25 protein-coding genes and 1 riboswitch are annotated in these 23650 nt (G+C 36.5%); of the genes, 23 read left to right on the top strand and 2 right to left on the bottom strand.

What is annotated here, in order from left to right; genetic code table 11:
• The first annotated feature begins 63 nt into the window (after positions 1-63).
• The 13 genes from ICI50_RS05855 to ICI50_RS05795 all read left to right on the top strand — a co-directional run bounded on the left by ICI50_RS05855 (position 64) and on the right by ICI50_RS05795 (position 10878).
• On the top strand, positions 64-957 hold the full coding sequence (locus tag ICI50_RS05855; RefSeq protein ID WP_056941321.1) for a CvfB family protein: 894 nt from the start codon (positions 64-66) through the stop codon (positions 955-957).
• Entirely contained in the window at positions 944-1849 is a 906-nt protein-coding gene (gene xerD / locus ICI50_RS05850) for a site-specific tyrosine recombinase XerD (RefSeq protein WP_013854198.1), read from the top strand. Before ICI50_RS05855 ends, xerD begins: the two co-directional genes overlap by 14 nt.
• Before the next feature lie 8 nt (positions 1850-1857).
• The gene (locus tag ICI50_RS05845; protein ID WP_056941323.1) at positions 1858-2220 is read left to right on the top strand and encodes a hypothetical protein; all 363 of its coding nucleotides are present in this window, start codon (positions 1858-1860) and stop codon (positions 2218-2220) included.
• Positions 2207-2947, top strand: coding sequence for a segregation and condensation protein A (locus tag ICI50_RS05840; protein ID WP_013854196.1), 741 nt, complete (start codon positions 2207-2209; stop codon positions 2945-2947). The genes ICI50_RS05845 and ICI50_RS05840 overlap by 14 nt, the downstream gene beginning before the upstream one ends.
• Positions 2937-3527 carry an SMC-Scp complex subunit ScpB gene (gene scpB, locus ICI50_RS05835; RefSeq protein WP_013854195.1) on the top strand — a complete coding sequence of 197 codons (591 nt, stop codon included), beginning with the start codon at positions 2937-2939 and terminating at the stop codon, positions 3525-3527. Before ICI50_RS05840 ends, scpB begins: the two co-directional genes overlap by 11 nt.
• 1 nt (position 3528) lies before the next feature.
• Complete coding sequence (locus tag ICI50_RS05830; protein ID WP_013854194.1) at positions 3529-4245, top strand: pseudouridine synthase; 717 nt, start codon at positions 3529-3531, stop codon at positions 4243-4245.
• A 28-nt stretch (positions 4246-4273) separates the two neighbouring features.
• Positions 4274-4386: riboswitch (FMN riboswitch) on the top strand.
• A gap of 79 nt (positions 4387-4465) precedes the next feature.
• Entirely contained in the window at positions 4466-5155 is a 690-nt protein-coding gene (locus ICI50_RS05825) for an ECF transporter S component (RefSeq protein WP_188891316.1), read from the top strand.
• 102 nt (positions 5156-5257) lie between these two features.
• Positions 5258-5716 carry an SAG1386/EF1546 family surface-associated protein gene (locus tag ICI50_RS05820; protein WP_013854192.1) on the top strand — a complete coding sequence of 153 codons (459 nt, stop codon included), beginning with the start codon at positions 5258-5260 and terminating at the stop codon, positions 5714-5716.
• Positions 5717-5766: 50 nt separating this feature from the next.
• Entirely contained in the window at positions 5767-6441 is a 675-nt protein-coding gene (gene cmk / locus ICI50_RS05815) for a (d)CMP kinase (protein ID WP_188891314.1), read from the top strand.
• Positions 6442-6512: 71 nt separating this feature from the next.
• Positions 6513-7724: a 30S ribosomal protein S1 gene (gene rpsA / locus ICI50_RS05810; RefSeq protein ID WP_054640091.1), complete on the top strand. Its 1212-nt coding sequence runs from the start codon at positions 6513-6515 to the stop codon at positions 7722-7724.
• 71 nt (positions 7725-7795) lie between these two features.
• Complete coding sequence (der, locus tag ICI50_RS05805; protein WP_013854189.1) at positions 7796-9103, top strand: ribosome biogenesis GTPase Der; 1308 nt, start codon at positions 7796-7798, stop codon at positions 9101-9103.
• Between the two features lie 161 nt (positions 9104-9264).
• On the top strand, positions 9265-9540 hold the full coding sequence (locus tag ICI50_RS05800; RefSeq protein ID WP_013854188.1) for an HU family DNA-binding protein: 276 nt from the start codon (positions 9265-9267) through the stop codon (positions 9538-9540).
• Between the two features lie 90 nt (positions 9541-9630).
• Positions 9631-10878 (top strand): tetratricopeptide repeat protein, encoded by a 1248-nt coding sequence (locus ICI50_RS05795; RefSeq protein WP_054640090.1) that lies wholly within the window; start codon positions 9631-9633, stop codon positions 10876-10878.
• Between the two features lie 28 nt (positions 10879-10906).
• On the opposite strand, the gene ICI50_RS05790 is transcribed toward ICI50_RS05795, so the two are convergent.
• Positions 10907-11794, bottom strand: a complete 888-nt coding sequence (locus ICI50_RS05790; RefSeq protein WP_013854185.1) for a YitT family protein — start codon at positions 11792-11794, stop codon at positions 10907-10909.
• Between the two features lie 91 nt (positions 11795-11885).
• On the opposite strand from ICI50_RS05790, the gene ICI50_RS05785 reads away from it, so the two are divergent.
• Positions 11886-13085, top strand: coding sequence for a CCA tRNA nucleotidyltransferase (locus ICI50_RS05785; RefSeq protein ID WP_056941326.1), 1200 nt, complete (start codon positions 11886-11888; stop codon positions 13083-13085).
• A 33-nt stretch (positions 13086-13118) separates the two neighbouring features.
• Here ICI50_RS05785 and trhA read toward each other — a convergent pair whose 3' ends face one another.
• A complete protein-coding gene (trhA, locus tag ICI50_RS05780) occupies positions 13119-13784 on the bottom strand; it encodes a PAQR family membrane homeostasis protein TrhA (protein ID WP_056941327.1) in 666 nt (221 codons plus the stop codon).
• Positions 13785-13892: 108 nt separating this feature from the next.
• Between trhA and ICI50_RS05775 the strand changes: the two genes are divergently transcribed.
• The 9 genes from ICI50_RS05775 (at position 13893) to xerA (ending at position 23645) form a co-directional block, all read left to right on the top strand.
• Positions 13893-14744, top strand: a complete 852-nt coding sequence (locus ICI50_RS05775) for a DegV family protein (protein ID WP_025084227.1) — start codon at positions 13893-13895, stop codon at positions 14742-14744.
• Between the two features lie 2 nt (positions 14745-14746).
• Positions 14747-14977, top strand: a complete 231-nt coding sequence (locus ICI50_RS05770) for a YozE family protein (RefSeq protein WP_013854181.1) — start codon at positions 14747-14749, stop codon at positions 14975-14977.
• 44 nt (positions 14978-15021) lie between these two features.
• On the top strand, positions 15022-16620 hold the full coding sequence (locus ICI50_RS05765; protein WP_056941328.1) for a cation:proton antiporter: 1599 nt from the start codon (positions 15022-15024) through the stop codon (positions 16618-16620).
• A 20-nt stretch (positions 16621-16640) separates the two neighbouring features.
• Positions 16641-17480 carry a ribosome biogenesis GTPase YlqF gene (gene ylqF / locus ICI50_RS05760; protein ID WP_013854179.1) on the top strand — a complete coding sequence of 280 codons (840 nt, stop codon included), beginning with the start codon at positions 16641-16643 and terminating at the stop codon, positions 17478-17480.
• Positions 17477-18229 (top strand): ribonuclease HII, encoded by a 753-nt coding sequence (locus ICI50_RS05755; RefSeq protein WP_188891312.1) that lies wholly within the window; start codon positions 17477-17479, stop codon positions 18227-18229. Before ylqF ends, ICI50_RS05755 begins: the two co-directional genes overlap by 4 nt.
• 57 nt (positions 18230-18286) lie before the next feature.
• Complete coding sequence (gene dprA, locus ICI50_RS05750) at positions 18287-19135, top strand: DNA-processing protein DprA (protein WP_013854177.1); 849 nt, start codon at positions 18287-18289, stop codon at positions 19133-19135.
• A 73-nt stretch (positions 19136-19208) separates the two neighbouring features.
• On the top strand, positions 19209-21341 hold the full coding sequence (topA, locus tag ICI50_RS05745) for a type I DNA topoisomerase (protein ID WP_188891310.1): 2133 nt from the start codon (positions 19209-19211) through the stop codon (positions 21339-21341).
• Positions 21342-21421: 80 nt separating this feature from the next.
• Positions 21422-22744 carry a methylenetetrahydrofolate--tRNA-(uracil(54)-C(5))-methyltransferase (FADH(2)-oxidizing) TrmFO gene (gene trmFO / locus ICI50_RS05740; RefSeq protein WP_056941330.1) on the top strand — a complete coding sequence of 441 codons (1323 nt, stop codon included), beginning with the start codon at positions 21422-21424 and terminating at the stop codon, positions 22742-22744.
• Positions 22737-23645: a site-specific tyrosine recombinase/integron integrase gene (gene xerA / locus ICI50_RS05735; RefSeq protein ID WP_013854174.1), complete on the top strand. Its 909-nt coding sequence runs from the start codon at positions 22737-22739 to the stop codon at positions 23643-23645. The genes trmFO and xerA overlap by 8 nt, the downstream gene beginning before the upstream one ends.
• Positions 23646-23650: the final 5 nt, after the last annotated feature.

Below are 23650 nucleotides of genomic sequence, written 5' to 3'. Positions count from 1 at the left end.
ATTTTGTGTAATTTTCTCTTATACTTATATATAAAGAATATGTAAAGTAGGAGACGTTGATTAATGCTTGGAACAGTTGCAAAAGGAAAAATTATTGATGCCAACGATAAGGCGTATTATGTTCAGATTGATGGTGTTACGTATGAATTAAAAAAGCATGAAGTTACTCAAGATGAACTACCTAAGATTGGTGATGAGATTGAAGGTTTCATTTATGACAATAAAGAACACGATCGAGAAATGACTCAATTTTTGCCATTTGCTCAACCTGATCAATATGGGTGGGGTAAAGTAACTGAGGCTCGTCCAGGTTTAGGTGTTTTCGTTGATGTAGGCTTACCTGATAAGGATGTGGTAGTATCAATGGATGATTTGCCACGTGATAAGGAGAGATGGCCTCGTCGTGATGATCGTCTATTAGTACGATTAGAAACAGACTATAAGGATCGAATTTGGGCAAAATTAGCAGATGAAAACATTTTTGATCAATTAGCTGCTAATTTCCCTAATAATATGAGCAATGAAAATGTTGCTGGTACAGTTTATGCAACTCGTGATATCGGTGCTTTTGTTTTAACTAATGACTATTACTTAGGATTTATACATGAGACACAGATGCCACGTCCAATGCGCTTAGGGGAACAATTTAAGGGTAGAGTAATTGGTGTTAGTCAGTATGGTCGATTAAATCTAAGTACTTTGCCGCGGGCTTTTGAAGAAATTGATGATGATGCTCAAATGATTTTGATGAGTTTACGTAGACGAGAAACAAAGACTTTGCCATTTTATGATAAGTCTGATGCGCAAGAGATTAAGTCATATTTTGGTATTTCAAAGTCTGCTTTTAAACGGGCCTTAGGTCATCTATTAAAAGACGGCTTAATCAAAGAGGATGAGACTGCGGGAACAATTACCTTAATTAAAGATCCAGAAGAGAATGCTGATGGAGAAGAATAATTTACAAGATCAAATTGATGATTACTTGCGCTATAGGCAGATTGAACGCGGATTGAGTACTAATACAATTACTGCTTATCGTCAAGATTTGGAAGAATATCTTGTTTTTGTCTTAAAGGAAGGCATGACTAGCTGGCCAACTGAAGCAAATGATGTTGATGCTTTTTTAGCTAGACAGCGCGATTTAAATAAATCTACTAGTTCAATTAGCCGGATGATTTCAAGTATGCGTAAATTTTATCAATGGCTTGCACGACGAAATATTCAAAAGCTCAATCCAATGCTTGAAATTGATCTACCAAAGAAAGAACGCAGACTGCCAATAGCATTAAGTCAAAAAGAAGTAACGCAGCTACTTGCACAGCCGGATATTCATAAAAAATTAGGCATTAGGGATCGGGCTATTTTAGAAACACTGTATGCAACTGGTATGCGGGTGAGTGAGTTAATTAATCTACAGTTACAAGATTTGCATGAAGATCTTGGTCTAATTAGAGTATTGGGCAAGGGATCGAAAGAGCGCTTAATCCCTATTAGTCCCGTAGCATTAGATTGGATTATTAAATATCAAAAGCAAGTTCGTGATTCGCAAATTCTTAAAGTTGGCCGCAGTGAAGATCATATCTTCTTGAATAGTCGGGGGAAAATGCTCACTAGGCAAGCTATTTGGCAAATGATTAAAAAGTATTGTCAGATGGCAAAAATAACTAAAGATGTAACTCCACACACTTTACGTCACACGTTTGCCACTCATTTATTGGCTAATGGTGCCGATTTACGAGTAGTACAAGAGATCTTAGGACATTCTGATATTAGCACTACTCAGATTTATACTAACTTATCACAAAAGCAGATTTTAGAAGTATATCATAAGACGCATCCCCGTCTTTAGGTGAAAAAATGTTAATTCAATATAAAAAAGATTATGAAAAAACGGCAATGGGTTTACTTTCTTATTTGCCTGATTTTAAAAATATTGAAAATTTAAAGGAAGAGATTAGATTAAATGAACAGGATAATGAATTTGTACTCTTTCTTTATAGTAATAATCAACAAAATATGGTCGGTGTGCTGGGTACGCAAATTACTAACCAATTTATTGTAATAAGGTATCTTTCGCTGGCACCTGGATTTCGTGAAATTAGTTATGAACAAAAAATCCTGTTGGAGTTAAAAAAAGAATATCCAGATAAGCGTATCACGGCATTACCAGAATATGCTAATTTATTAAAGACAATCGAAGAAGATAATGAAGAAGAGTAATTTAACATTAGAGTTACCAAATTTCGAAGGACCGTTAGATTTATTATTGCATTTGATCCAATCACAAAAAATCGACATTTATGATATTCCTATTGCACAAATTACTAGTCAATATCTAGATTATTTGCGTCAAATGCAAAGTTTGAACCTACAAATTGCAGGTGAATATTTCGTAATGTCTTCAACTTTGCTACGAATTAAATCACAGTATTTGTTACCGCAAAATGATTTTGTAGATCAGGTCGAACCTGACGAAGATCCTCGTGATGAGTTAGTACAGCAATTGGTACAATATTCTCTTTTTAAAAAGGTCTCCGCGTATTTTAAAGAAAGAAATGAAAAAGTCCCAATTACAGTTGCTAAAGAAGCAAGTGTTTCTAAAGATATTAGAATACAGCCTTTACCCAAAGGACAGATTACTTCAGCTGATCTAGCAACCACTTTTTCAATGGTACTTCGTCGTTTGAAAATGCGTCGGCCAGATACGGCTTTAATTAAAGTAGCCGAGACGCCGATAAATGAAATGATTGATTATTTGCAGGTTAAGTTAACTAAAGAAAAGCGAGTTAGCTTTTTTTATTGTGCCGATCAAATGAAAAATATTTCTGATGTAATTGGATTATTTTTAGCAATGCTAGAATTGAGTAAAAATCATCAAGTCAAAATTACTCAATCGCGAGAGTTTGGGGACTTAGACTTAGAAAGAATGGATGCAAATGGTAAGTAAGCAAGCGAATTTAGAGGCACTGTTATATGCTGCTGGAGATAATGGACTTGAAGAGCAAAATTTAATTGAGCTTCTTAAAATGGATGAGAAAGAATTAACGGTTATTATAAATAAGTTACAAAAAAACCTATCAACTGATCCTGATGCTGGTATTCAGTTGATTCATATTGCACATTCTTATAAATTAACTACAAGTCCGCAAACTGCTAAGATAATTGAAAAATATTTTCAAAAAGATTTAACTAAGAATTTAAGTCAATCAGCTTTAGAGATTTTATCAATTGTTGCATATCGACAGCCAATTACTAGAGTAGAAATTGATGATATTCGAGGAGTTAATTCGTCGGGAGCCTTACAAACTCTTATTTGGCGCGGTTTGATTAAACCTGATGGTAAAAAAGATGCGCCGGGACATCCTAAATTATACGTTACTACTGATTACTTCTTACAGTATTTTGGATATCAGAGTTTAGCAGATCTCCCGTTAATTGAGGATTTTGAAGATAATGCTGATAATGAAGAGGTAGACTTATTTGAATCTAAAGGTAAAATGGATAAACAGATTCAGGAGGGAAAATAAAATGGCGGAAAGATTGCAAAAGGTCATTGCAGAAGCAGGCATTGCTTCGAGAAGAAAAGCTGAAAAAATGATTACGGCAGGACGGGTTAAAGTAGATGGGCAAGTGGTTACTAAGTTAGGCACTAAAGTAGATACTTTCAGTAACATTACAGTTGATGATGAGCCAATTGAAAGAGAAAGCTTGCATACTTATCTGTTTTATAAACCACGGGGCGTTGTTTCGACTGCTAGTGATGATAAGGGAAGAAAAACAGTCGTAGATTATTTTGAAGATATTCCGTATCGTTTATATCCAGTTGGTAGACTTGATTATGATACTTCGGGTCTATTATTAATGACTAATGATGGAAAATTGGCCAATCTTTTAATGCATCCTAGAAATGAAGTATCAAAAGTTTATGTTGCTAAAATTAAGGGGATGCTATCGCCAGAGGAAATTAATACGTTAACTCGTGGGGTAAAACTAGAGCACTTTAAGGCTGCTCCAGCTAAAGTCAAAGTGCTTAAGACGGATAAGCGTAAGGATACCCAAATTGTGCAGTTAACCATTCATGAGGGACATTATCATCAAGTTAAGCGGATGTTTAAGGCAGTAGGTCATTTGGTAGAAAAATTATCGCGTGAAAAATACGCCTTTTTGACCTTGGATTCGCTTACATCTGGACAGTATCGGGAATTATCAAAGCATGAAGTTGACAAATTGATGCAAATGGATTAGTTTATACTTGTAATTAAATATTAAAGGTTATTGTCTTCAGGGCAGGGTGAAAATCCCGACCGGCGGTTAGAGTCCGCGACCCACGTAAGTGGTGGAATCGTTAGATACCGATAGTTAAAGTCTAGATGGAAGAAGACAGACTCAAAAAGAAGCTTACTTAACTTTTAAAGGTCTGTTGCTGAAGCAATAGACCTTTTGTTTTGGAAAGGAAAGCAAGTTTATGAACAGTGCTAAAACTAATTCTGCTAATCTAGCTAATATTATTGCATACACTTTAATAGGTTGTATTGCATTTGTAGTAATGAAATTGGAGTTTCCAATTATTCCGGGAGTAGGTTTTTTAAAGTTCGACTTTTCTGATGTAATTATTACCATTGGTATGTTCATTTTTGGAGCTGTGCCAGGAGTGATTATTGCACTAATTAGGATGCTTTTGAGTTTGATTTTTAGTGGATTTGCTTTGCCAAGCTTAGTTGGCGAAATAGCTGCTTTTTTAGCTTCCATGTCATTCTCATTGCCATTTTATTTCTTTAGCAAGAATATTAATCAAACGAATAGAAATACTAAAGCAGGGCATTTAAAGCCTATTTTCGGTTTAATAATTGGCGTGTTAATTATGACGGCTATTTTGGCACTAGCTAATGCATTTATCTTAACTCCAATCTATGCGGTAACAGCTGTGCCGGACTTGCCAACAATTAATGGTTATGCCGGTCTGCTTCATTTTACTGAGAAAGTTTATTTAGGTCAATTATTGCATTTACCTTCCATGACTACTTATATTTTTACAATTATTGTGCCATTTAATTTATTAAAAGGTGTAATTAATAGCGTCGCGGTTTATTTATTGTTTGAAGCGACAATTAAGACTATTAAGCCATTTGTACGTAAAAGATTTAACTTGAATTAAAATTTTTTCCCATTAACTTTTAGAGTTAATGGAATTTTTCATATTCAAAGACATCAGAAATATGCTAGAATTAAATTCGTTAAGTGAATGGAGGAATTTTAGATGGATAAAAAATCAACGGGGCCATATCAGCATTATGAACGGCCGACTGAAAAGCGTAGTACCCAAGATAATCCGCATGATGGATCAGCTCGCTGGATCGCTGTTATCGTGATTTTAGCAGTTATTTTAATTGCTTTAATCCCAGCCGTTCATCGATTGGCTAGTCACCATTCAGAAAAAGCTGAAGAAGTTCAAACGGTCAAGAAGGTATCGTCAAGTTCGTCTAAGTCATCCAAGGCAAAGAAGACCTCATCATCTTCTTCATCCAAAAAAAGTTCTATTCAATCTAGTTCAAGTTCATCTAAGAAAATTGTGCATAAATTCTATACTGTGCAAACTGGGGATACTTTAACTAGTATTGCAGAAGACAATGGTATGACCGTTGATCAATTAGCCAGATTAAATGATCTTAAAGACACTTCGGATGTCAATATTGGCCAAACACTTAAGTTGAAATAATCTTTCAGAAAGGACAAAAGAGTTCGATTTTAAGAGCTCTTTTAATTGGAATGCAAGTAGCAGTAGACGGTCCTGCATCAGCAGGAAAAAGTACAGTAGCTAAGATCATTGCTAATAAGTTGTCGTTTGTTTATATCGACACAGGTGCAATGTATCGTGCATGTACAGTAATTGCCCGTAATCATAGATTGGATTATGGGGATGAAGCTGGAATATTACGAGCCATTGATCAGGCTGGAATTGAATTGAAGTCTGAAAATGGTGAGCAAAAAGTATACGTAGCTGGAAAAGATGTTTCTAAAGAGATTAGAACACCTGAAATCTCAGCGAATGTTTCGCAGGTTTCGGCTTTACCTAAAGTGCGAGAAAAAATGGTTACTCTCCAGCGACAGATGGCGGGGGAAACCAATGTGATTATGGATGGGCGCGATATTGGAACAACCGTATTACCTAACGCTGAAGTGAAGATCTTTTTAGTTGCTTCAGCTAGATCTCGTGCTGAGCGTCGCTTATTAGATTTAAAACAGCGTGGCATTAAATCTGAGCAAACAGTCGATGAAATTGAAAAAGATATTGCGGCAAGAGACTATAAGGATTCTCACCGTAAAGTTTCACCACTAAAAAAGGCAGATGATGCAATTGAAATTGACACTACAAACATGTCAATTGACCAAGTTGTAGAGGCAATTTTAGCTCAAATCGAAAAAAATCAAAAAAAGTTTTAAAAAACAGCACAAAATAGTAGAAAAATATCTAACTTTCCTTTAAAATGGGATATGATATTTGGGAGGTACATATGTCAGAAAACAGTAATCAATTTTTAGACGCATTAAAGCAAATGCAAGGAGTTGAGGTCGGAGATATTGTCGATGTCGAAGTATTAGACGTTGAAGACGGCCAAATCGATGTTGGTGTTGAAAATGCCGGTGTTGAAGGTGTCATTACTCGTCGTGAATACACTTCAGATCGTAACGCAGACTTACGTGATTTAGTTAAGCCTGGCGACAAGTTCAAGGCCTTAGTATTAAGAAGAGCCGGTGGAGATAAGGAAAATGGTGAATTCTTCTTCTCAGTTACCCGCTTAAAGGAAAGAGAAGCTTACGACAAGTTACAAAAGGACTACGAAGAAGGCAATGCTATCGAAGGTACTGTAACTTCATCAGTTCGTGGTGGCTTACTTGTTGATGTTGGTACTCGTGGTTTCTTACCAGCTTCATTAATTTCTAACCGTTACGTTTCAGACCTTAAGCCATACATTGGTAAGACTATGAAGCTTAAGATCACTGAAATTGATCCTAACAAGAACCGTTTGATTCTTTCACACAAGGATTTAGTTGAAGAAGAACGTGAAGAAGCCTTTGATAAGGTTGCATCACAATTAGTTGTTGGTGATGTAATCGAAGGTAAGGTTTCACGTTTAACTAACTTTGGTGCATTTGTTGATGTTGGTGGCGTTGACGGTTTAGTTCACATTTCAGAAATTTCTTACAAGCATGTTGACAAGCCAAGTGACGTTTTAAAGGCTGGTCAAGAAGTTAAAGTTAAGGTCATTGGTATTGACAATGACAGACATCGTATTTCCCTGTCTATTAAGCAAACTGAACCTTCTCCATTTGAACAAGCTACTGCTAACTTAAATGAAGGTGATGTCTTCGAAGGTGAAGTTAAGTCATTAACTAACTTCGGTGCATTTGTTGAAGTTGCTGATGGTATTCAAGGTTTAGTACACGTTTCAGAAATTTCAAACAAGCACGTTGACAAGCCAAGCGATGTTTTGAAGGTTGGTCAAGAAGTTAAGGTTAAGGTATTAAACATTGACCCAAGTGATAAGAGAATTTCACTTTCAATCAAGGCTGCTGATCCTAATGCTTCATCATCAGACAACTACAGTTCTCGTCCACGTCGTTCACGTAACAAAAACTCAGTTAACAAGAAGTATATGGGTGACAACGACAACGGCTTTGCTTTAGGTGACATCATTGGTGACCAATTAAAGGACCGTAAATAGTCATTTCTAATAAAAAAGCCGACAGTAAGTCGGCTTTTTTTATTTTTATAAGATTGGAAGGGTGTGAAGAGATGGTTTTACCAGTTGTAGCAATTGTTGGTCGTCCGAATGTGGGTAAATCAACTTTATTCAATAGAATTATTAATCAACGTTTAGCAATTGTTGAAGACAAGGCGGGAGTTACTCGTGATCGTAATTACGCGCAAGCTGAATGGATGGGTCACCAGTTTGATTTGATCGATACTGGTGGTATTACTTGGGAAGGCGGAAAAATTGAAGAAGAAATCCGTGCTCAAGCTGAAATAGCTATCGAAGAAGCAGACGTGATTGTAATGTTGACTAATGTGGTAAACCACATGACAGATCTTGATGAAAGAGTTGCGCATCTTCTTTATCGTACAAAGAAACCTGTTATTTTAGCAGTAAATAAAGCAGATAATCCGGAACAAAGAAATGACATTTATGATTTTTATAGTTTAGGATTAGGCGATCCGATTCCAATTTCAAGTAGTCATGGTACTGGTATTGGTGATTTGCTTGATGAAATCGTGAAAAAATTGCCAGAAGATAAAGATGTTAAGGCTGATGATGTTATTTCATTTAGCGTAATTGGTCGACCAAATGTAGGTAAATCTTCAATCGTTAATAAATTGCTTGGTGAGGATCGAGTAATTGTAGCTAATGAAGAAGGCACTACTCGTGATGCTGTAGATACCCCATTTACTAAGGATGGTATTAAGTTCAAAGTAGTTGACACTGCCGGCATTAGACGTAGAGGCAAAGTCTATGAGAAAACAGAGAAATACTCTGTAATGCGTGCAATGAGTGCTATTGAGCGTTCAGACGTGGTTTTATTGGTTCTTGATGCAAGTACAGGCATTAGAGAACAAGACAAGCACGTAGCCGGATATGCTCATCAAGCAGGGCGCGGAATTATTATTGTAGTTAATAAATGGGATTTGCCTAAAAAGAATAGTACTAGCGCAAAGGAATTTGAGCGTGAAATTAGGACAGAATTTCAATACTTAGATTATGCTCCGATTTTATTTGTATCTGCTAAAACTGGACAACGTTTGGATCAGATTCCTGCAATGGTTAATAACGTTTATCAAAATCAAAATCAGCGTATTCAGTCAAGCGTGTTGAACGACTTATTATTAGAGGCAAGCAAGCTTGTGCCTACCCCAATGGTAAAAGGTAAGAGGTTGCGAGTGTATTACATGACCCAAGTAAGTACTAATCCACCAACATTTGTCGTTTTCGTTAATGATCCGGAACTAATGCATTTCTCATATGAGAGATTCTTGATTAATCAATTGCGAGAGAATTTTAATTTTATGGGAACACCGATTAAAATTATTGCTCGAAAGAGAAAGTAGCGGAGAAATTGTAAATTTTCGTACAAAACCTTGTTATAATGGGCTTTTTGTGATATTTTGGTTTCTAGGAAACAATGATTAGACGTGATCATTATTCCTTGTTTTTTCAAAACAAAGAACAAACTATGGACTTCGGGTTCAATTCAGGAGGTGAATTATTCATGGCAAATAAAGCTGAATTAGTTTCTGAAGTTGCTTCAAAGACTAAATTAACTAAGAAAGATGCTGCAGCAGCCGTTGATGCTATCTTTGGCTCAATTCAAGATAACCTTGCTAAGGGTGAAAAGGTACAATTAATCGGTTTCGGTACTTTTGAAGTACGTCATCGTGCAGCTCGTAAAGGCCGTAACCCACAAACTGGTGATGAAATTAGCATTCCGGCTAGTGAAGTACCTGCATTTAAGCCAGGTAAGGCTCTTAAAGATGCAGTTAAGTAATACTTACTTAACTCAACTAACCAAGAGGACGTTGGATTTTATTCCAGCGCCTTTTTTTAGTACAATAAATAATTGACTGGAGGAAAACTAATGAGTTATTCAGAACAATTACTTGATGCCATTCAAAATCATGACTTTTCATCGAATCAACATTTACTTAAAGAGGCCTTGAATAATGATGATCCGGAAATTTTATCTTCATTAGCTTCTAATTTAACTGGTTTGGGTTTTACTGATTTGGCTAAACAAGTTTATCGTGCTTTAATTGCTAAGTTTCCCCGCGAAGATTTATTTAAGGTGTATTTAGCTGAAATTCTTTTAAATGACGGGGATGAAGACGATGGCCTATCGTTGCTTTATAACGTTTCTGAGGAGTCTTCTGCTTATCTAGATAGTCTGTTAGTGCAAGCAGATTATTATCAAACTAATGGCTTAATTGAAACTGCTAAGGATAAATTATTGCAGGCTCTTAAACTTGCACTACAAGAAGATGCGGTAAAATTTGGCTTAGCTGAGTTAGATTATTTAAGTGGTGATTATGAACAAGCTTTGGCTCTTTATCAGGATTTAATTCAAAGACAGAGTAGTTTTAGTGAAGTGAATCTATATCAACGCCTATTTGCAACTAATGCCAAATTGGGCAAGTATGAAGAAGCGGCTCAAATTATTAGAGAACATAGTGATAGCATCTTAGACATTGATAGTAAGTACGAAGCAGGATTGGTAATGCTGGCTGTAGGTGATGATCAGCAAGCAATCAAATATTTAGATGAGGTAATAAAGCAAAGCCCAGACTATGTAAATGCCTATCCACTTTTGGCACAAGCCTATGAACATCGGCATGATAATGAGCAAGTTTTGCGGACAGCACAAGCTGGTTTGGCTTATAATGAACTTGATGAGACCCTTTACTCTATGGGTGCTAGAAGCGCTGCCAATCTAAATGAATTAGATACAGCTCAAAGTTTGCTTGAAAAAGGCTTAAAAGTGGCTGCAGATAATAGTGATTTGCGTTTGCAACTATCAAATCTTTATTTACATCAGCGTCGTGATCAGGATAACATTGCTTTATTTAAGAATCTCGATAATGAAAGCATTGAACCACAAGCTCATTGGAATATGGCTTTATCATATGAAAAGTTAGATAATACGGAAAAAGCGCAAAGCGAATTTTTACTAGCGTACCCTGATTTTAAGGAGAATCCAGATTTCTTGCGGCAAATGATTATTTTCTTTAACGCCCAAAATAATGTGGATATTACAAAACAATTGTTAGAGAAATATCTGCGGCTTTCCCCTGAAGATGATGAAATGCAAGATCTGTATAATAATCTGTAAAAATAAGCCGACTATGCAGCCGGCTTATTTATTTCCGAATGAAGAAATGGTGTCGTTTTTGTTTATAGGTGAAACCTTCACCCAGAGCTTCATGTACCTCGATAATTGAAATGAAGGCATTAGGATCTTCCTGCCAAATTAATTGCTTAATTGCAGCGATTTCACGAGGTGATACTACAACATAGATGACTCGTTTTTCATCTTGTTGATAGCCACCTAAGGCTTTAAGATAAGTAAAGCCGCGATCTAGTTTTAAATCGATCATCTTACCAATTTCTTGGTATTTATCAGAAATAATTAATAAGCCACGAGCGCTGTAAGCACCTTGTTGAACCGTGTCCATAACGCGTGAAAGTACGAATGATGCTAGTAAAGTATACATCATATGCTTAATGTCTAAGTAAGAAAGAGATGCGAATAAGACTACAGCATCACAGAAAAGCAACATTTTGCCAGAAGAAATTCCCAGCTTAAGCTGGCAGATTCGGGCGATAATATCGGTACCGCCAGAAGTACCATTGTATCTGAATACTAAGCCTAATCCGATTCCTGAAAGCACTCCCGCGGAAATCGCTGAAAGGAAGAGGTCGTGTTCTAAATTCAATTGTTTTATAATAGGTACTGAGCGCCAAAACCAAAGGAAAAAGGAAAGACAAAGTGTTCCCCAGATTGTATAGCTTAATAGGCGTTTGCCCATGAAGCGATATCCTAATAAGATCAAGGGAATATTAAGTACTAAAGTAGATAATCCCATGTTAATGTTCCAGAAATGGCGTAGAATCAATGCAATACCACTGATTCCACCATCTGCTAGCTTATTGGGTACTGAGATCATATCTAGACTCACAGCATAAATGGCGCAACCTAGAGCAATCATAAAGATATCGATCATTGTAGTTTTATCAATTTTATGCATAATAATTACCTCCTTTGTCCCCTTACCTTCATTTTAACAAACGAAAAATTAAATGAAATAATTAACGATAATAAGAATTGAGATTTTATTAATGATCAAGATAGATAATTTACCAAATATTTTTGTAAAAGCGATGCCTGTTTTACAAACTCTAGAAAATGCAGGTTTTGAAGCATATTTTGTGGGTGGTTCTGTCCGTGATGTATTGCTACATCGTCATGTCCATGATGTAGATATCACTACTAGCGCTTATCCAGAAGAGGTTAAACAGCTATTTGACAAATCTATTGATACGGGCATTAAACATGGAACAGTAACTGTATTGTATAATAATGAAAGCTATGAAATTACGACTTTCAGAACAGAGTCAGGTTATCAAGATTTTCGTAGACCAGACCATGTAACTTTTGTTCAAAACTTAGATGAAGATCTAAAGAGAAGAGATTTTACAATCAATGCCTTGGCAATGAATACCAAAGGAGAAATTGTTGATTTATTTAACGGACTAGATGACCTTGAACATCATATTATTCGTGCAGTTGGCGACCCTGAGACTCGGTTTCACGAAGATGCATTGAGAATGATGCGAGCAGTTCGCTTTATGAGCCAGCTAGAATTTAAGCTAGAAGAGAAGACGAGGCAGGCAATTAAAGATAATCATCAATTGCTAAAAAAGATCTCAGTGGAACGAATTCGTGAAGAATTTGTCAAAATGGGCTTAGGGACCAATTCAAGACAAGCTTTCCAAGTTTTTCTTGATACACAGTTAAGCGAAGATGTCCCAGATTTTGCCGGTAAAAAAGAATTGCTGTCTATTTACCCTAAACTGCAATTTAGTCCAACTATGGAAACAAATTTATGGGCATTAATCATTTTGCTTTTAAAAATGCCTAATGAACGAATTCATGGTTTTATGCGTGACTGGAAAAATTCCAATGCCACTACTGAAAAAGTTGAGCGAATTATTAATTTGTTTGATTTGATTTCAGATCATGCGCCTAGCGATTATGAATTGTTTCAAGCTGGAGAAGAAACTTTGGTTAACACAATCGATGTAGCTCATATTTTAGGTCAACCTATTGCTTCAGAAGCTTTGATAGATCGTTATATGGCCTTACCGATCAAGCAGCCAGGTGAATTAGCGATGGATGGTAGATTCTTGATACAGCGTGGAATGCGTCCTGGTGCTCAATTAGGAAAAACTCTTAACTGGATTAGAGCAATGGTAGTAGCTGGTGAGCTTGAAAATAATCAAGAAGCCATTGAAGATTATTTGGACAATCTAAAATAAAAGTAAAAAAGTCTGGAAAGATCTCCCAGACTTTTAAACATAAAGTAAAACAGAAAAATACATTAAGATTGATCCTAGCATGACGAATAAGTGCCAAATTGTATGAATAAAAGGAATGCTGCGCATACTAAACAAAATTGCACCGATAGTATAGGCGATGCCCCCGCTTACTAGTAACCAGAATCCTGTAGGGCTTAGTCGGTGGTAAAGATATGGACCAGATAGAATGACTAGCCAGCCCATTGCTACGTATAAAATTGTGTCTAGAATAATATGTTTACCACGATTAAAAATATAGTAAATAATACCAAAAATTGTTAGTCCCCAAATTAATCCAAACAAGGTCCAGCCCCAACCACCGCCGATGGCGACTAGTGAAAATGGAGTATAAGATCCAGCAATTAATAAAAAAATTGATGAGTGATCAAAGATTTGAAAAACATTTCTGGCTCTGGTGAAAATAAGGCTGTGGTATAGAGTTGAAAATAAGTAAAGCAAGATTAGACATGATCCATAAATGGTAAAAGTTACAATACGCATTGGATTGCCAGTATGAGCGGCTTGGACAATTAAGATGACTAGCCCAGCAATAGCCAGGCCAAAACCAATCCCATGTGTAATAGCACTGAAAATATTATCTAGTAGATAATATTTTTTAGAGCGTTGCTGTGGCTCTTGAAAAAGTTCACTAAGTTTCATTTGATCAATCCTTTTTTCTTAAGTAGTTTTTTTGATACAATACAAATATATACTGTTCACATTTTATCATAAAAATGGGTAAATAAATTAGAATTGAAGGCGAATACGTTGTCGAAAATAAAAGTTATGACGGATTCTTCCGTCCAACTGACATCAGAAGAGATAAAAAAATATAATATCACGGTAGTGCCATTGACGATTACAATTGATGGTCAGTCCTATGTAGATGGCGTTGATATTACGAGAAGTGATTTTGTTAAAAAAATGAATGCTGCTAAAAACTTGCCTAAGACTAGTCAACCACCTATTGGACGTTTTGTGGATGCAATTAAAAAGTTAACTGCAGATGGCAGCCAAGTAATTGGTATCTTTTTAGCTAAAACACTTAGCGGAACAATTGATGCTGCCCGCCAAGCTGCTGAGATCGCTGGCCAAAGTGAGAATATGATTATTTTTGATTCTGAACTAACCGATCGTGCAGAAGGATTTCAGGTTTTAGCAGCTGCTAGAGATGCACAGGCTGGCAAAAGCATGGATGAGATTATTGCGCACGTGAAGCAAATTAGAAATGATCAAAAACTAGAAATGATGGTCGTCAATTTAAAGAATTTAATTAAAGGTGGACGGTTAGGTGCCTTATCAGGTCGAATTGCGACTATGCTCAATATTCGTATTGCATTGCAGATGCCTAAGGGAGAATTAAAGGTAGCTAAAAAGGGTCGAGGCAAAAAATTTACTAAGGCTTTTAATGAGCGTGTTCTAAAAGAAATTACGGATAATAAAGACCGAATTAAAGAAGTCGGTCTTTCTTACGTAGATACGCCCGAACTGATGCAGGAGCTGGCTAATCAAATTAAAGCTATTAATCCTAAGATAGATGTCTTAGTAGCTGAAACGAGTCCAATTATTGCTACTCATGCTGGCAATGGGGCATATGCAATTTTGTATTATATGGAGTAATTATGGCTTATCGAGAAAGTTTTTATCGCTATTTGATGACGCAAAGGGATACAGATTCAACAGATGATGTTACTCAATTTGCAAATAACGCCCAGCATGATCTGTCTTTTCCAAAACAAGAGCAAAATTATGAAAAACTCTCGGATTATTTAGAACTCAATGCTAGTTATTTACCGAGTATGTCAATTTTTGATCGTGCATATCGGATGTATGAAGATAAGATGATGTACTAAGTCCAAGCTTAAAAATTGCCTGGGCTTTTTTAACGAGAAATAAAATGAACGTAATAATTTTTATTGGTTTTATTATATTTACTGTAGCGATTGCTACTATTCTTCAGCAACGTTTTTTGAAAAAAATCTCTGTCAACTATATTGCATTAGGGATAGGGATATTAATCGCCCTAGTACCACAGACAAACGCTTTAATTGAAAGCTTTCATTCTGAAGTTTTTATGGGATTAATTGTTGCACCCTTGCTTTTTTATGAAGGTCAACGTACTAGGATGTACAACGTTTTGCGAAGCTGGCGTGCAATTGTAGGCTTGACGGTGATAATGATTATTCTAGCCACGATTGCAGCTGCTTTTGGAATTTATTTTAGTCTAGGTTTATCTTTGCCACTAGCTTTTATTTTAGCAGCGATTTCTACTCCCACTGATGCTACAGCAACGGAATCGGTTACTCATGGCTTAAAATTGCCTAAAAAAGTAGCGTTTTATTTAAAGGATGAATCTCTTTTTAACGATGCTTCAGGAATTATTCTGCTCAATATGGCAGTTGATTGGTATATTCATCGAGAATTGCATGTTGAAGAGGCTATTTGCAATTTTATTTATTCTGCCGGAGGTGGAATTATCTTAGGCGGATTAATTGCTATTTTGTTAGTTTTTTTAAGACAGTTGAATTTTCGTTCTAAATATCATTTGACTACGGCTGTTTCGATGCCAGTTGAAGTTTTATTTTTCTTAACCCCATTTATGATATATTTTTTGGCGGAAGAAATTCATGTTTCAGGGATTATTGCCGTAGTAGCTGCTGGCCTGATGCATAACGTAGAGTCAGAACGAAGCCGCTTAAGCAATCCTACTATTTTTTATAATAGCAGTCAGTTTTCAAAATTAATTATTGATGTTTTGAATGGTATTGTATTTTTATTACTTGGGATTATCATTGTTCGCTCAATGCGAGATGATGTTTTTAATCAGCAAACAGTTGATGCAATTTGGGCAGGACTGATTTTGTATAGTGCCAATTTATTGATACGATTTCTTTATTGTCGTTTTTCGCCAAATATTGTAGGTAAAATTAATTCTAAAGACGCCTTAATATTTAGTCTAGGTGGCATTCATGGTGCAGTAACCTTTGCTTTGGCTTATACTTTAAGTGAAATGAGCGTTAATCTTGCGGATTTTCATCTTATCTTAGTTAGTGAGATCACCTTGATATTGACTAGTATGATTGTGCCAACAATTGCTTTTCGCTTTTTGCTTAAAAAAGATAAGCCGGATTTGGAAATGCGTCGCGAGGTAGACAGAGTTCGGCAAGAAATGGTCCAATATGCATTAAAACAGATGAATGAAATTTATTTGCCTAAAAAGATCAGAAAGCAATTAAAATTCGACTTAAGAACACAGATGAATCAGACTTCCATCAAAGATTTTATTAAAGAGACTAAGTACACTATTAGACAAAAAGAGTTAACTGAAAATCAACGAGAATTCCGGGCGGAAGTTTATCGCTATGCGTTTAGACAAGAGCGTAATTATCTAGGCCGAATTGCTCAGCAAGAGCAAGAATATCGTCGCGGTTTTTTAACACTCTATAGGGAAATTTTAATTGCGGAAGTTATTTTCTTAGGTGATACAGAAGAATAAGAAAAGAAGGAAGATATATTATGACAACAATTCAGTGGTATCCGGGTCATATGAATAAGGCTCGTAATCAATTAGAGGATAAATTAGGATTAATTGATGTTCTAGTAGAAGTACTAGATAGCAGAATACCGGCCTCCTCTAGGAATCCAATGATTGAGAAACTAGTAGGAAGCAAGCCGCATATTATTATTTTAAATAAGGCAGATTTGGCAGATCCTGTTTTAACCAAAAAATGGACTGAAAAGTTAAATCAGCCTAATAAATATATTTTAGCGCTTGATTCATTGCATAATACTAATATGCAAAAATTGATTGCGCTAATTAAAAAAGCTGCTGCAGAAAAAACTCGCAAGCTAGAGGCAAGAGGCGCATCTAATCCTACAATTAGAATTGCTTTAGCTGGTATTCCTAATTGTGGCAAATCAACTATTATTAACCGTTTAGTTGGGCACAATGTAGCTGAAGTTGGCAATAAACCGGGAGTTACTAAAGGACAAAGATGGTTAAAAACGAGTAGCAATATTCAGGTCCTTGATACTCCAGGTATTTTGTGGCCTAAATTTTCAGATGAAGAAGTTGGGTATAAGTTAGCCGCTCTTGGAGCTATTAAAGATAGCATTTTTCATGCAGATGACGTTGCTCTATTTGTTTTAAAGAATTTTCGTGCTCATTATTTAAAGAATCTAATTAGATTCTCTAAATTATCAAGTTCTGCAATTACAGAAATGACTGATCCTGATCTTTTACTAGCAATGACTGAAAAATATGGAATGCGTGATGATTATGATCGCTTCTCACTATATATGTTGCAGCGTTTGCGTAAAGGCGCATTGGGAAGGATTACTTTAGATAGACCATGACCATTAAAGAAATTAAAGAGCTACTTAAGAATAATGTTAGTACGGAACAATTAGAAGCTTTAGCAGCGGATCCACGTAGTGGCGTACAAAAGCTGTTGGTAAGCTATCATAAAAGACAAGCTAAATTACTTAAAAAGAAGCAGTCTTTTTTGCAGCGTTTTAATTATGAAAAAAAGTTTTGGCAAAAAGGACAACTGGTAGCTGGTGTGGATGAAGTTGGTAGAGGCCCGCTAGCTGGTCCGGTGGTGACTGCAGCTGTTATCATTGATCAGAATTTTGATCTAATTGATGTTAATGATTCTAAGAAGTTAAGTCCAGAAAAGAGATTAAAGCTTTATCCCAAGATTTTATCTGAGGCAGTAAGTGTCGCTGTGTGCGTCAAAAGCGCTCAGGTAATTGACGAAATCAATATTTATGAAGCGGATCGTCAAGCAATGGCACAAGCAGTATGCGATTTGGATATTAAGCCAGCTGCATTGCTAGTTGATGCAATGAATGTTCCGGTTGATCTTCCCCAGATAAAATTAATTAAAGGGGATGCCAAGTCGAATTCAATTGCCGCGGCATCAATTGTAGCTAAGGTGTTCCGGGATAAATTAATGGATGATTATGCTAAAATATATCCTCAATATGATTTTCCTAAAAATGCTGGCTATGGCACGCAAGAGCATATTGCTGCCTTAAAAAAATATGGACCAACACCTATTCATAGAAAAACATTTGCTCCAGTAAGCGATTTTTTTAAATAATTGCAAATAAAAAAGAAAAAATGCCCTTTTTTTGCGTAATAAGTAATGGAGGGTTTTATGAAAAAGACAGAATTCTTATTAAAATTAAAGTTACAAAAGGGCATTGGCTATGTTAAATTGCTTACTATCGCTCAAAAAATGGATGCTAATCTAGAAATAAGTATAGAAGAAATTGAGCAAATGGATTTACCCGAAAAATTAATTCAAGCTTGTTTATGTACTTTTAAGGATCCGGATTTAGAACGGTTGAAAAAGCAAATTTATCAACAAAGTGAGGTAATTAGTTTCTTTGATGATGAATATCCAGAAAAACTGAGGCAAATGTATCGACCACCTTTAGTCTTATTTGCTCGTGGCGATCTTTCCCTTTTACAAAAAGAAATTATTACGATTGTTGGTTCACGTTATCCTACTAATTACAGTAAAAATGTAATTAATCGCTTAGTTCCTAATCTGCTTGAGCAAAATTATGTGATTGCTAGTGGTTTAGCTAAAGGAGTAGATGCCTTAGCCCATCAAGCTGTCTTAAACAATGAAGGTCGTACTATAGCGGTAGTAGGCAACGGGTTAAATTATTCTTATCCTAAGCAAAACTGTGATTTACAAAAGGAGATTACGCAAAAAGGGTTACTAATTAGCGAATATTTGCCAGATACGCCGCCTCGTCCTTTCAGATTTCCAGAAAGGAATAGAATTCTTGCAGGATTGTCTACTGGTGTAATTGTTACTGAAGCCAAAGAAAAGTCTGGCTCGCTAATCACGGCTAGTATCGCTTTACAGGAAAATCGAGATATTTATGCTGTCCCTGGACCAATCACCAGTCAATTATCAGCTGGGCCTAATCAGTTAATTGAAGCGGGGGCTACACCGATTGTGGATTTTAAATTTAATTGTGGAAGTATTTGACAATTCATAAACTATTATTTAATCTGTGCATTGTATATTGTCAAAAAATAATATTTAAATAAGGAGGCAGTTAATGCCTACTAAAGTAAAAAGTAAAACTAAAACAACTAAAAGAAATACTAAAAAACGTAAGAAAACATTAGTCATTGTAGAATCACCTGCTAAGGCTAAAACTATTGAAAAATACCTAGGCAGAAATTATCACGTAATTGCTTCGAAGGGGCATATTCGAGACTTACCAAAATCACAAATGGGAATTGATTTCGAGGATAATTACAAACCTAAGTATATTTCGATTCGTGGTAAAGGCGATACGATCAAAGAATTAAAAAGTGAAGCTAAAAAAGCTAAAGATGTTTATTTGGCATCCGACCCTGATCGTGAAGGAGAGGCAATTGCTTGGCATGTAGCCCACGCACTTAACTTAGATGAGAAAGCTAAAAACCGTGTTACTTTTAACGAAGTTACCAAGGATGCGGTTAAAGAGAGTTTTAAACATCCCCGGACAATTGATATGGATACAGTTGATGCCCAGCAAGCTCGTCGTGTTTTAGATCGAATCGTGGGTTACTCACTTTCACCAATTCTGTGGGCTAAAGTTAAGAAGGGCTTGAGTGCTGGCCGTGTGCAGTCAGTTGCGTTGAAATTAGTAATTGACCGTGAAAAGGAAATTAAGAATTTTAAACCTAAAGAATATTGGACAATTGATGCTGAATTTAAAAAAGAAAAAGAAAGCTTTAAATCAGCTTTTTATGGTTTAAACGGTAAAAAGACGGAGCTAGCCAATATTGATGCGGTTAAAGATGTTTTAGCCAAGATTGACAAAAAGAAAGACTTTACGGTTGAGAAAGTTGTATCGAGACAACGTCGGCGTCAGCCAGCGGCACCGTTTACAACTTCAACTATGCAGCAGGAAGCTAATAAACGATTAGGTTATCGTACTCGTAGGACAATGAGTATTGCTCAGCAACTATATGAAGGGATTAGTTTGGGCAAACAGGGTACTGTCGGTTTAATTACCTATATGAGAACTGACTCTAAAAGAACCTCGCCTGTAGCTCAAAAAGAAGTTTCACAGTTCTTGCACGAAAACTATGGGGCAGAATTTGCAGCTAAAAGTCAAAGACATTTTCAAAATCAAGAAGATGCTCAAGATGCCCATGAAGCAATTCGACCAACTAGTGTCTATAGAACGCCCGCTTCGCTTAAGAGCGTATTAACGACAGAGCAATATCGATTGTATAAGTTGATTTGGTCACGCTTTTTAGCTAGTGAGATGACCCCTGCGGTTTATGACACAGTAAGAGCTGATATCGTGCAAAATGGCGTTATCTTTAGAACTACTGGTTCTAAAATGAGATTTGCCGGTTTTACTAAGGTCTATGACAATCAACAAGAGAAAAACGTTGATTTGCCAGATTTACAAGAAGGCGATCGAGTCAAGATGAGCAAGTCTGACAATAAGCAACACTTTACTCTGCCACCTGCTCGTTATACTGAAGCCAGTTTGGTTCATGCTCTAGAAGAAAACGGTGTTGGTCGTCCATCTACTTATGCACCTACAATTGATACTATTCAGCGACGCTATTATGTAAAGCTAGAAGGTCGTTCTATTGTGCCAACCGAGTTGGGGGAGATTGTTGATACTTTAATTGAGCAATTCTTCCCGGATATTGCCAATGTTGATTACACTGCCCATTTGGAAAATGAATTAGACGAAGTTGAAGATGGACAAAAGGAATGGACTCATGTAGTTGATGAATATTATCAGCCATTTAAGCAGGAGTTAAATAAAGCTGATTCTGAAATTGAAAAGATTCAAATCAAGGATGAACCAGCTGGCTTTAATTGTGATATCTGTGGTGCACCAATGGTGATTAAAATGGGGCGCTACGGCAAGTTTTATGCGTGTTCTCGTTTCCCAGATTGTCGAAATACAAAGCCAATCGTCAAGAAAATTGGCGTTACCTGTCCAAAGTGTGGCAAAGGTGAAGTTGTTGAAAAGAAATCGCGCAGAAACCGTAAATTCTATGGTTGTTCTCGTTATCCAGAATGTGATTTTGTTTCTTGGGATAAGCCAATTGGCAGAAATTGTCCTAACGATGGTCATTTCTTGGTTGAAAAGAAGTCTAAGAAGGGATTAACTGTTTTATGTCCTAATGGTGATTATCGTGAAGAACCGCAAGAAGGCGAAAGCAATAAGTAATATTTAAGAATTAGCTTAAGAGCAGTATAGAATAGCCAAACGTGCTATTCTTAATTAAAAAGAAAAATAAAGGTGATTTAATGCCGAAAAATGTAACTGTGATTGGAGCGGGATTAGCTGGCAGTGAAGCTGTTTGGCAATTGGCTAAGCGGGGAATCCATGTTGATCTTTATGAAATGCGTCCTAAAAAAGAGACGCCAGCTCATGAAACGGGTGGATTTGCTGAGCTGGTTTGTACTAATTCAATGCGCTCTAATCAATTATCTAATGCTGTTGGATTATTAAAGGAGGAAATGCGCCATCTTGATTCATTGATTATGGCAGCTGCTGATAAAACACAAGTCCCTGCTGGTGGGGCATTGGCGGTTGATCGTGATAGCTTCAGTAAATATGTGACCGATACTTTAAGAAAATTAGATAATGTAACTGTTCATGAAGAAGAGATTACTGAAATTCCTCAAGATGGAATTACGATCATTGCTACGGGTCCTTTAACTAGTTCCGCATTAGCTGAAAAGATTCAGGAGTTTTCTAGTACAGATAGTTTGCATTTCTTTGATGCTGCTGCGCCAATTGTGGCGGCAGACTCAATTGACATGGATATCGTATATAAGAAGTCTCGTTATGATCGTGGAGAAGCTGCTTATCTCAATTGTCCGATGAATAAGGAACAATATGAAAAGTTTCAGCATGAGCTAATTAATGCTGAAACTGCACAGCTGCATGGTTTTGAAAAAAATGATGTGTTTGAAGGATGCATGCCGATTGAAGTCATGGCCGCGCGTGGTGCAAAAACAATGTTGTTTGGGCCGTTAAAACCGGTCGGCTTGGAAGATCCACATACTGGTAAAACTCCATATGCAGTGATTCAATTGCGTCAAGACAATGCCGCTGCATCAATGTATAACATAGTCGGTTTTCAAACTCATTTGAAATATGGTGAGCAAAAAAGGGTCTTTTCAATGATTCCTGGTCTCGAAAATGCTCGTTTTGTTAGATATGGCAAGATGCATAGAAACACTTATATTGCTTCTCCAGATATTTTAACGGCAAGTTATGAAGCCAAGAAACAGCCGGGCTTGTTTTTTGCAGGACAAATGACTGGCGTGGAAGGCTATGTCGAAAGTGCGGGTAGCGGCTTAGTCGCAGGAATTAATGCAGCACGTGAAGCACTAGGTGAAAAAACGGTTGCTTTTCCAAAGGATACGGCTCTAGGATCAATGGCAAATTACGTTACTACCACTAGTGCCAAGCATTTTCAACCGATGAATGCTAGTTTTGCGCTTTTACCAGCTTTAGAAGGCAAGAAAATTCGAAAAAAGCGTGAACGGCATGAAAAGATCAGTGAGCGTGGTTTAGCTAGTTTAGATCAATTTAAGATTGACGTCTTAGAACATGACTGATCAAAAAGATGAGCTAGCCCTGTTTATTTCATATCTCACTAATGAGCGTCGTTATAGTAAAGATACTATTTCAGCTTATCAAACTGATTTATTAGAGGCTAAAAGTTTTTGGACCGATAATGGCGGTTTTGACGGTTGGGATAAAGTTCAGGATCGCGACATTGAAGTTTATCTGCAGCATTTAGCTGAACGCAAATTAGCCCGTAATAGTCAAATGCGTCAAATGTCCAGTTTTCATTCTTTTTATCGCTTTTTAACAAAGAGAAAACTAGTGAAGGTGGATCCCACTCAAGGAATAAATTTACGTCGAGGGGAGAAGAAACTGCCGGAATTTTTCTATGAAACAGAGATGAGACAGGTTTTTGATTCACTTTGCGGTGATGCCCCATTAAAGATGCGTAATTTAGCTTTGTTTGAACTTTTTTACGCGACAGGAATGCGAGTTAGTGAAGTAAGCACACTGTGCTTGAAGCAAATCGATTGGGATATGAAAACAATTTTAGTACACGGTAAAGGCAAGAAAGATCGCTATGTCATGTTTGATGGGCATACCCAAAAAGCATTGCTTAATTATCTTGAGAAAGCACGTCCCAAGTTGCTTAAAGATAATTCAGAACAACATGTTTTTCTGAGTCATTTGGGTAGGCCTTTATCTACACGCGGTATTCAATATGTGATGCAAAAAACTTTTAATCAGGCTGGAATTAGTGGTAAAGTACATCCACATGAGTTGCGACATACATTTGCTACTGCGATGATTAGTAATGGTGCCGATTTACGTAGCGTACAAGAATTATTGGGACACAAGAGTTTAGCAGCAACGCAAATCTATACTCATGTTACAATGAAACATTTAAAACAAGATTATGAAAAATATTTCCCTCGTAATAAAGAAAGCTGAGGTTT

This window comes from Lactobacillus kefiranofaciens (assembly GCF_014656585.1).
Taxonomy (GTDB): Bacteria; Bacillota; Bacilli; order Lactobacillales; family Lactobacillaceae; genus Lactobacillus; species Lactobacillus kefiranofaciens.
Note: the sequence above shows the minus strand (reverse complement) of the source record. Positions and strands in the feature narration are given on the sequence as shown.

Coding starts and splice junctions, on each gene's coding strand:
- ICI50_RS05785 (WP_056941326.1), top strand. CDS start 11,886: ATGATCAAGATAGATAATTTACCAAATATTTTTGTAAAAGCGATGCCT.
- scpB (WP_013854195.1), top strand. CDS start 2,937: ATGGTAAGTAAGCAAGCGAATTTAGAGGCACTGTTATATGCTGCTGGA.
- cmk (WP_188891314.1), top strand. CDS start 5,767: ATGCAAGTAGCAGTAGACGGTCCTGCATCAGCAGGAAAAAGTACAGTA.
- rpsA (WP_054640091.1), top strand. CDS start 6,513: ATGTCAGAAAACAGTAATCAATTTTTAGACGCATTAAAGCAAATGCAA.
- ICI50_RS05845 (WP_056941323.1), top strand. CDS start 1,858: ATGTTAATTCAATATAAAAAAGATTATGAAAAAACGGCAATGGGTTTA.
- ICI50_RS05820 (WP_013854192.1), top strand. CDS start 5,258: ATGGATAAAAAATCAACGGGGCCATATCAGCATTATGAACGGCCGACT.
- ICI50_RS05825 (WP_188891316.1), top strand. CDS start 4,466: ATGAACAGTGCTAAAACTAATTCTGCTAATCTAGCTAATATTATTGCA.
- der (WP_013854189.1), top strand. CDS start 7,796: ATGGTTTTACCAGTTGTAGCAATTGTTGGTCGTCCGAATGTGGGTAAA.
- ICI50_RS05830 (WP_013854194.1), top strand. CDS start 3,529: ATGGCGGAAAGATTGCAAAAGGTCATTGCAGAAGCAGGCATTGCTTCG.
- xerD (WP_013854198.1), top strand. CDS start 944: ATGGAGAAGAATAATTTACAAGATCAAATTGATGATTACTTGCGCTAT.
- ICI50_RS05795 (WP_054640090.1), top strand. CDS start 9,631: ATGAGTTATTCAGAACAATTACTTGATGCCATTCAAAATCATGACTTT.
- ICI50_RS05855 (WP_056941321.1), top strand. CDS start 64: ATGCTTGGAACAGTTGCAAAAGGAAAAATTATTGATGCCAACGATAAG.
- ylqF (WP_013854179.1), top strand. CDS start 16,641: ATGACAACAATTCAGTGGTATCCGGGTCATATGAATAAGGCTCGTAAT.
- trmFO (WP_056941330.1), top strand. CDS start 21,422: ATGCCGAAAAATGTAACTGTGATTGGAGCGGGATTAGCTGGCAGTGAA.
- ICI50_RS05790 (WP_013854185.1), bottom strand. CDS start 11,794: ATGCATAAAATTGATAAAACTACAATGATCGATATCTTTATGATTGCT.
- ICI50_RS05765 (WP_056941328.1), top strand. CDS start 15,022: ATGAACGTAATAATTTTTATTGGTTTTATTATATTTACTGTAGCGATT.
- xerA (WP_013854174.1), top strand. CDS start 22,737: ATGACTGATCAAAAAGATGAGCTAGCCCTGTTTATTTCATATCTCACT.
- ICI50_RS05755 (WP_188891312.1), top strand. CDS start 17,477: ATGACCATTAAAGAAATTAAAGAGCTACTTAAGAATAATGTTAGTACG.
- ICI50_RS05840 (WP_013854196.1), top strand. CDS start 2,207: ATGAAGAAGAGTAATTTAACATTAGAGTTACCAAATTTCGAAGGACCG.
- topA (WP_188891310.1), top strand. CDS start 19,209: ATGCCTACTAAAGTAAAAAGTAAAACTAAAACAACTAAAAGAAATACT.
- ICI50_RS05770 (WP_013854181.1), top strand. CDS start 14,747: ATGGCTTATCGAGAAAGTTTTTATCGCTATTTGATGACGCAAAGGGAT.
- ICI50_RS05800 (WP_013854188.1), top strand. CDS start 9,265: ATGGCAAATAAAGCTGAATTAGTTTCTGAAGTTGCTTCAAAGACTAAA.
- trhA (WP_056941327.1), bottom strand. CDS start 13,784: ATGAAACTTAGTGAACTTTTTCAAGAGCCACAGCAACGCTCTAAAAAA.
- dprA (WP_013854177.1), top strand. CDS start 18,287: ATGAAAAAGACAGAATTCTTATTAAAATTAAAGTTACAAAAGGGCATT.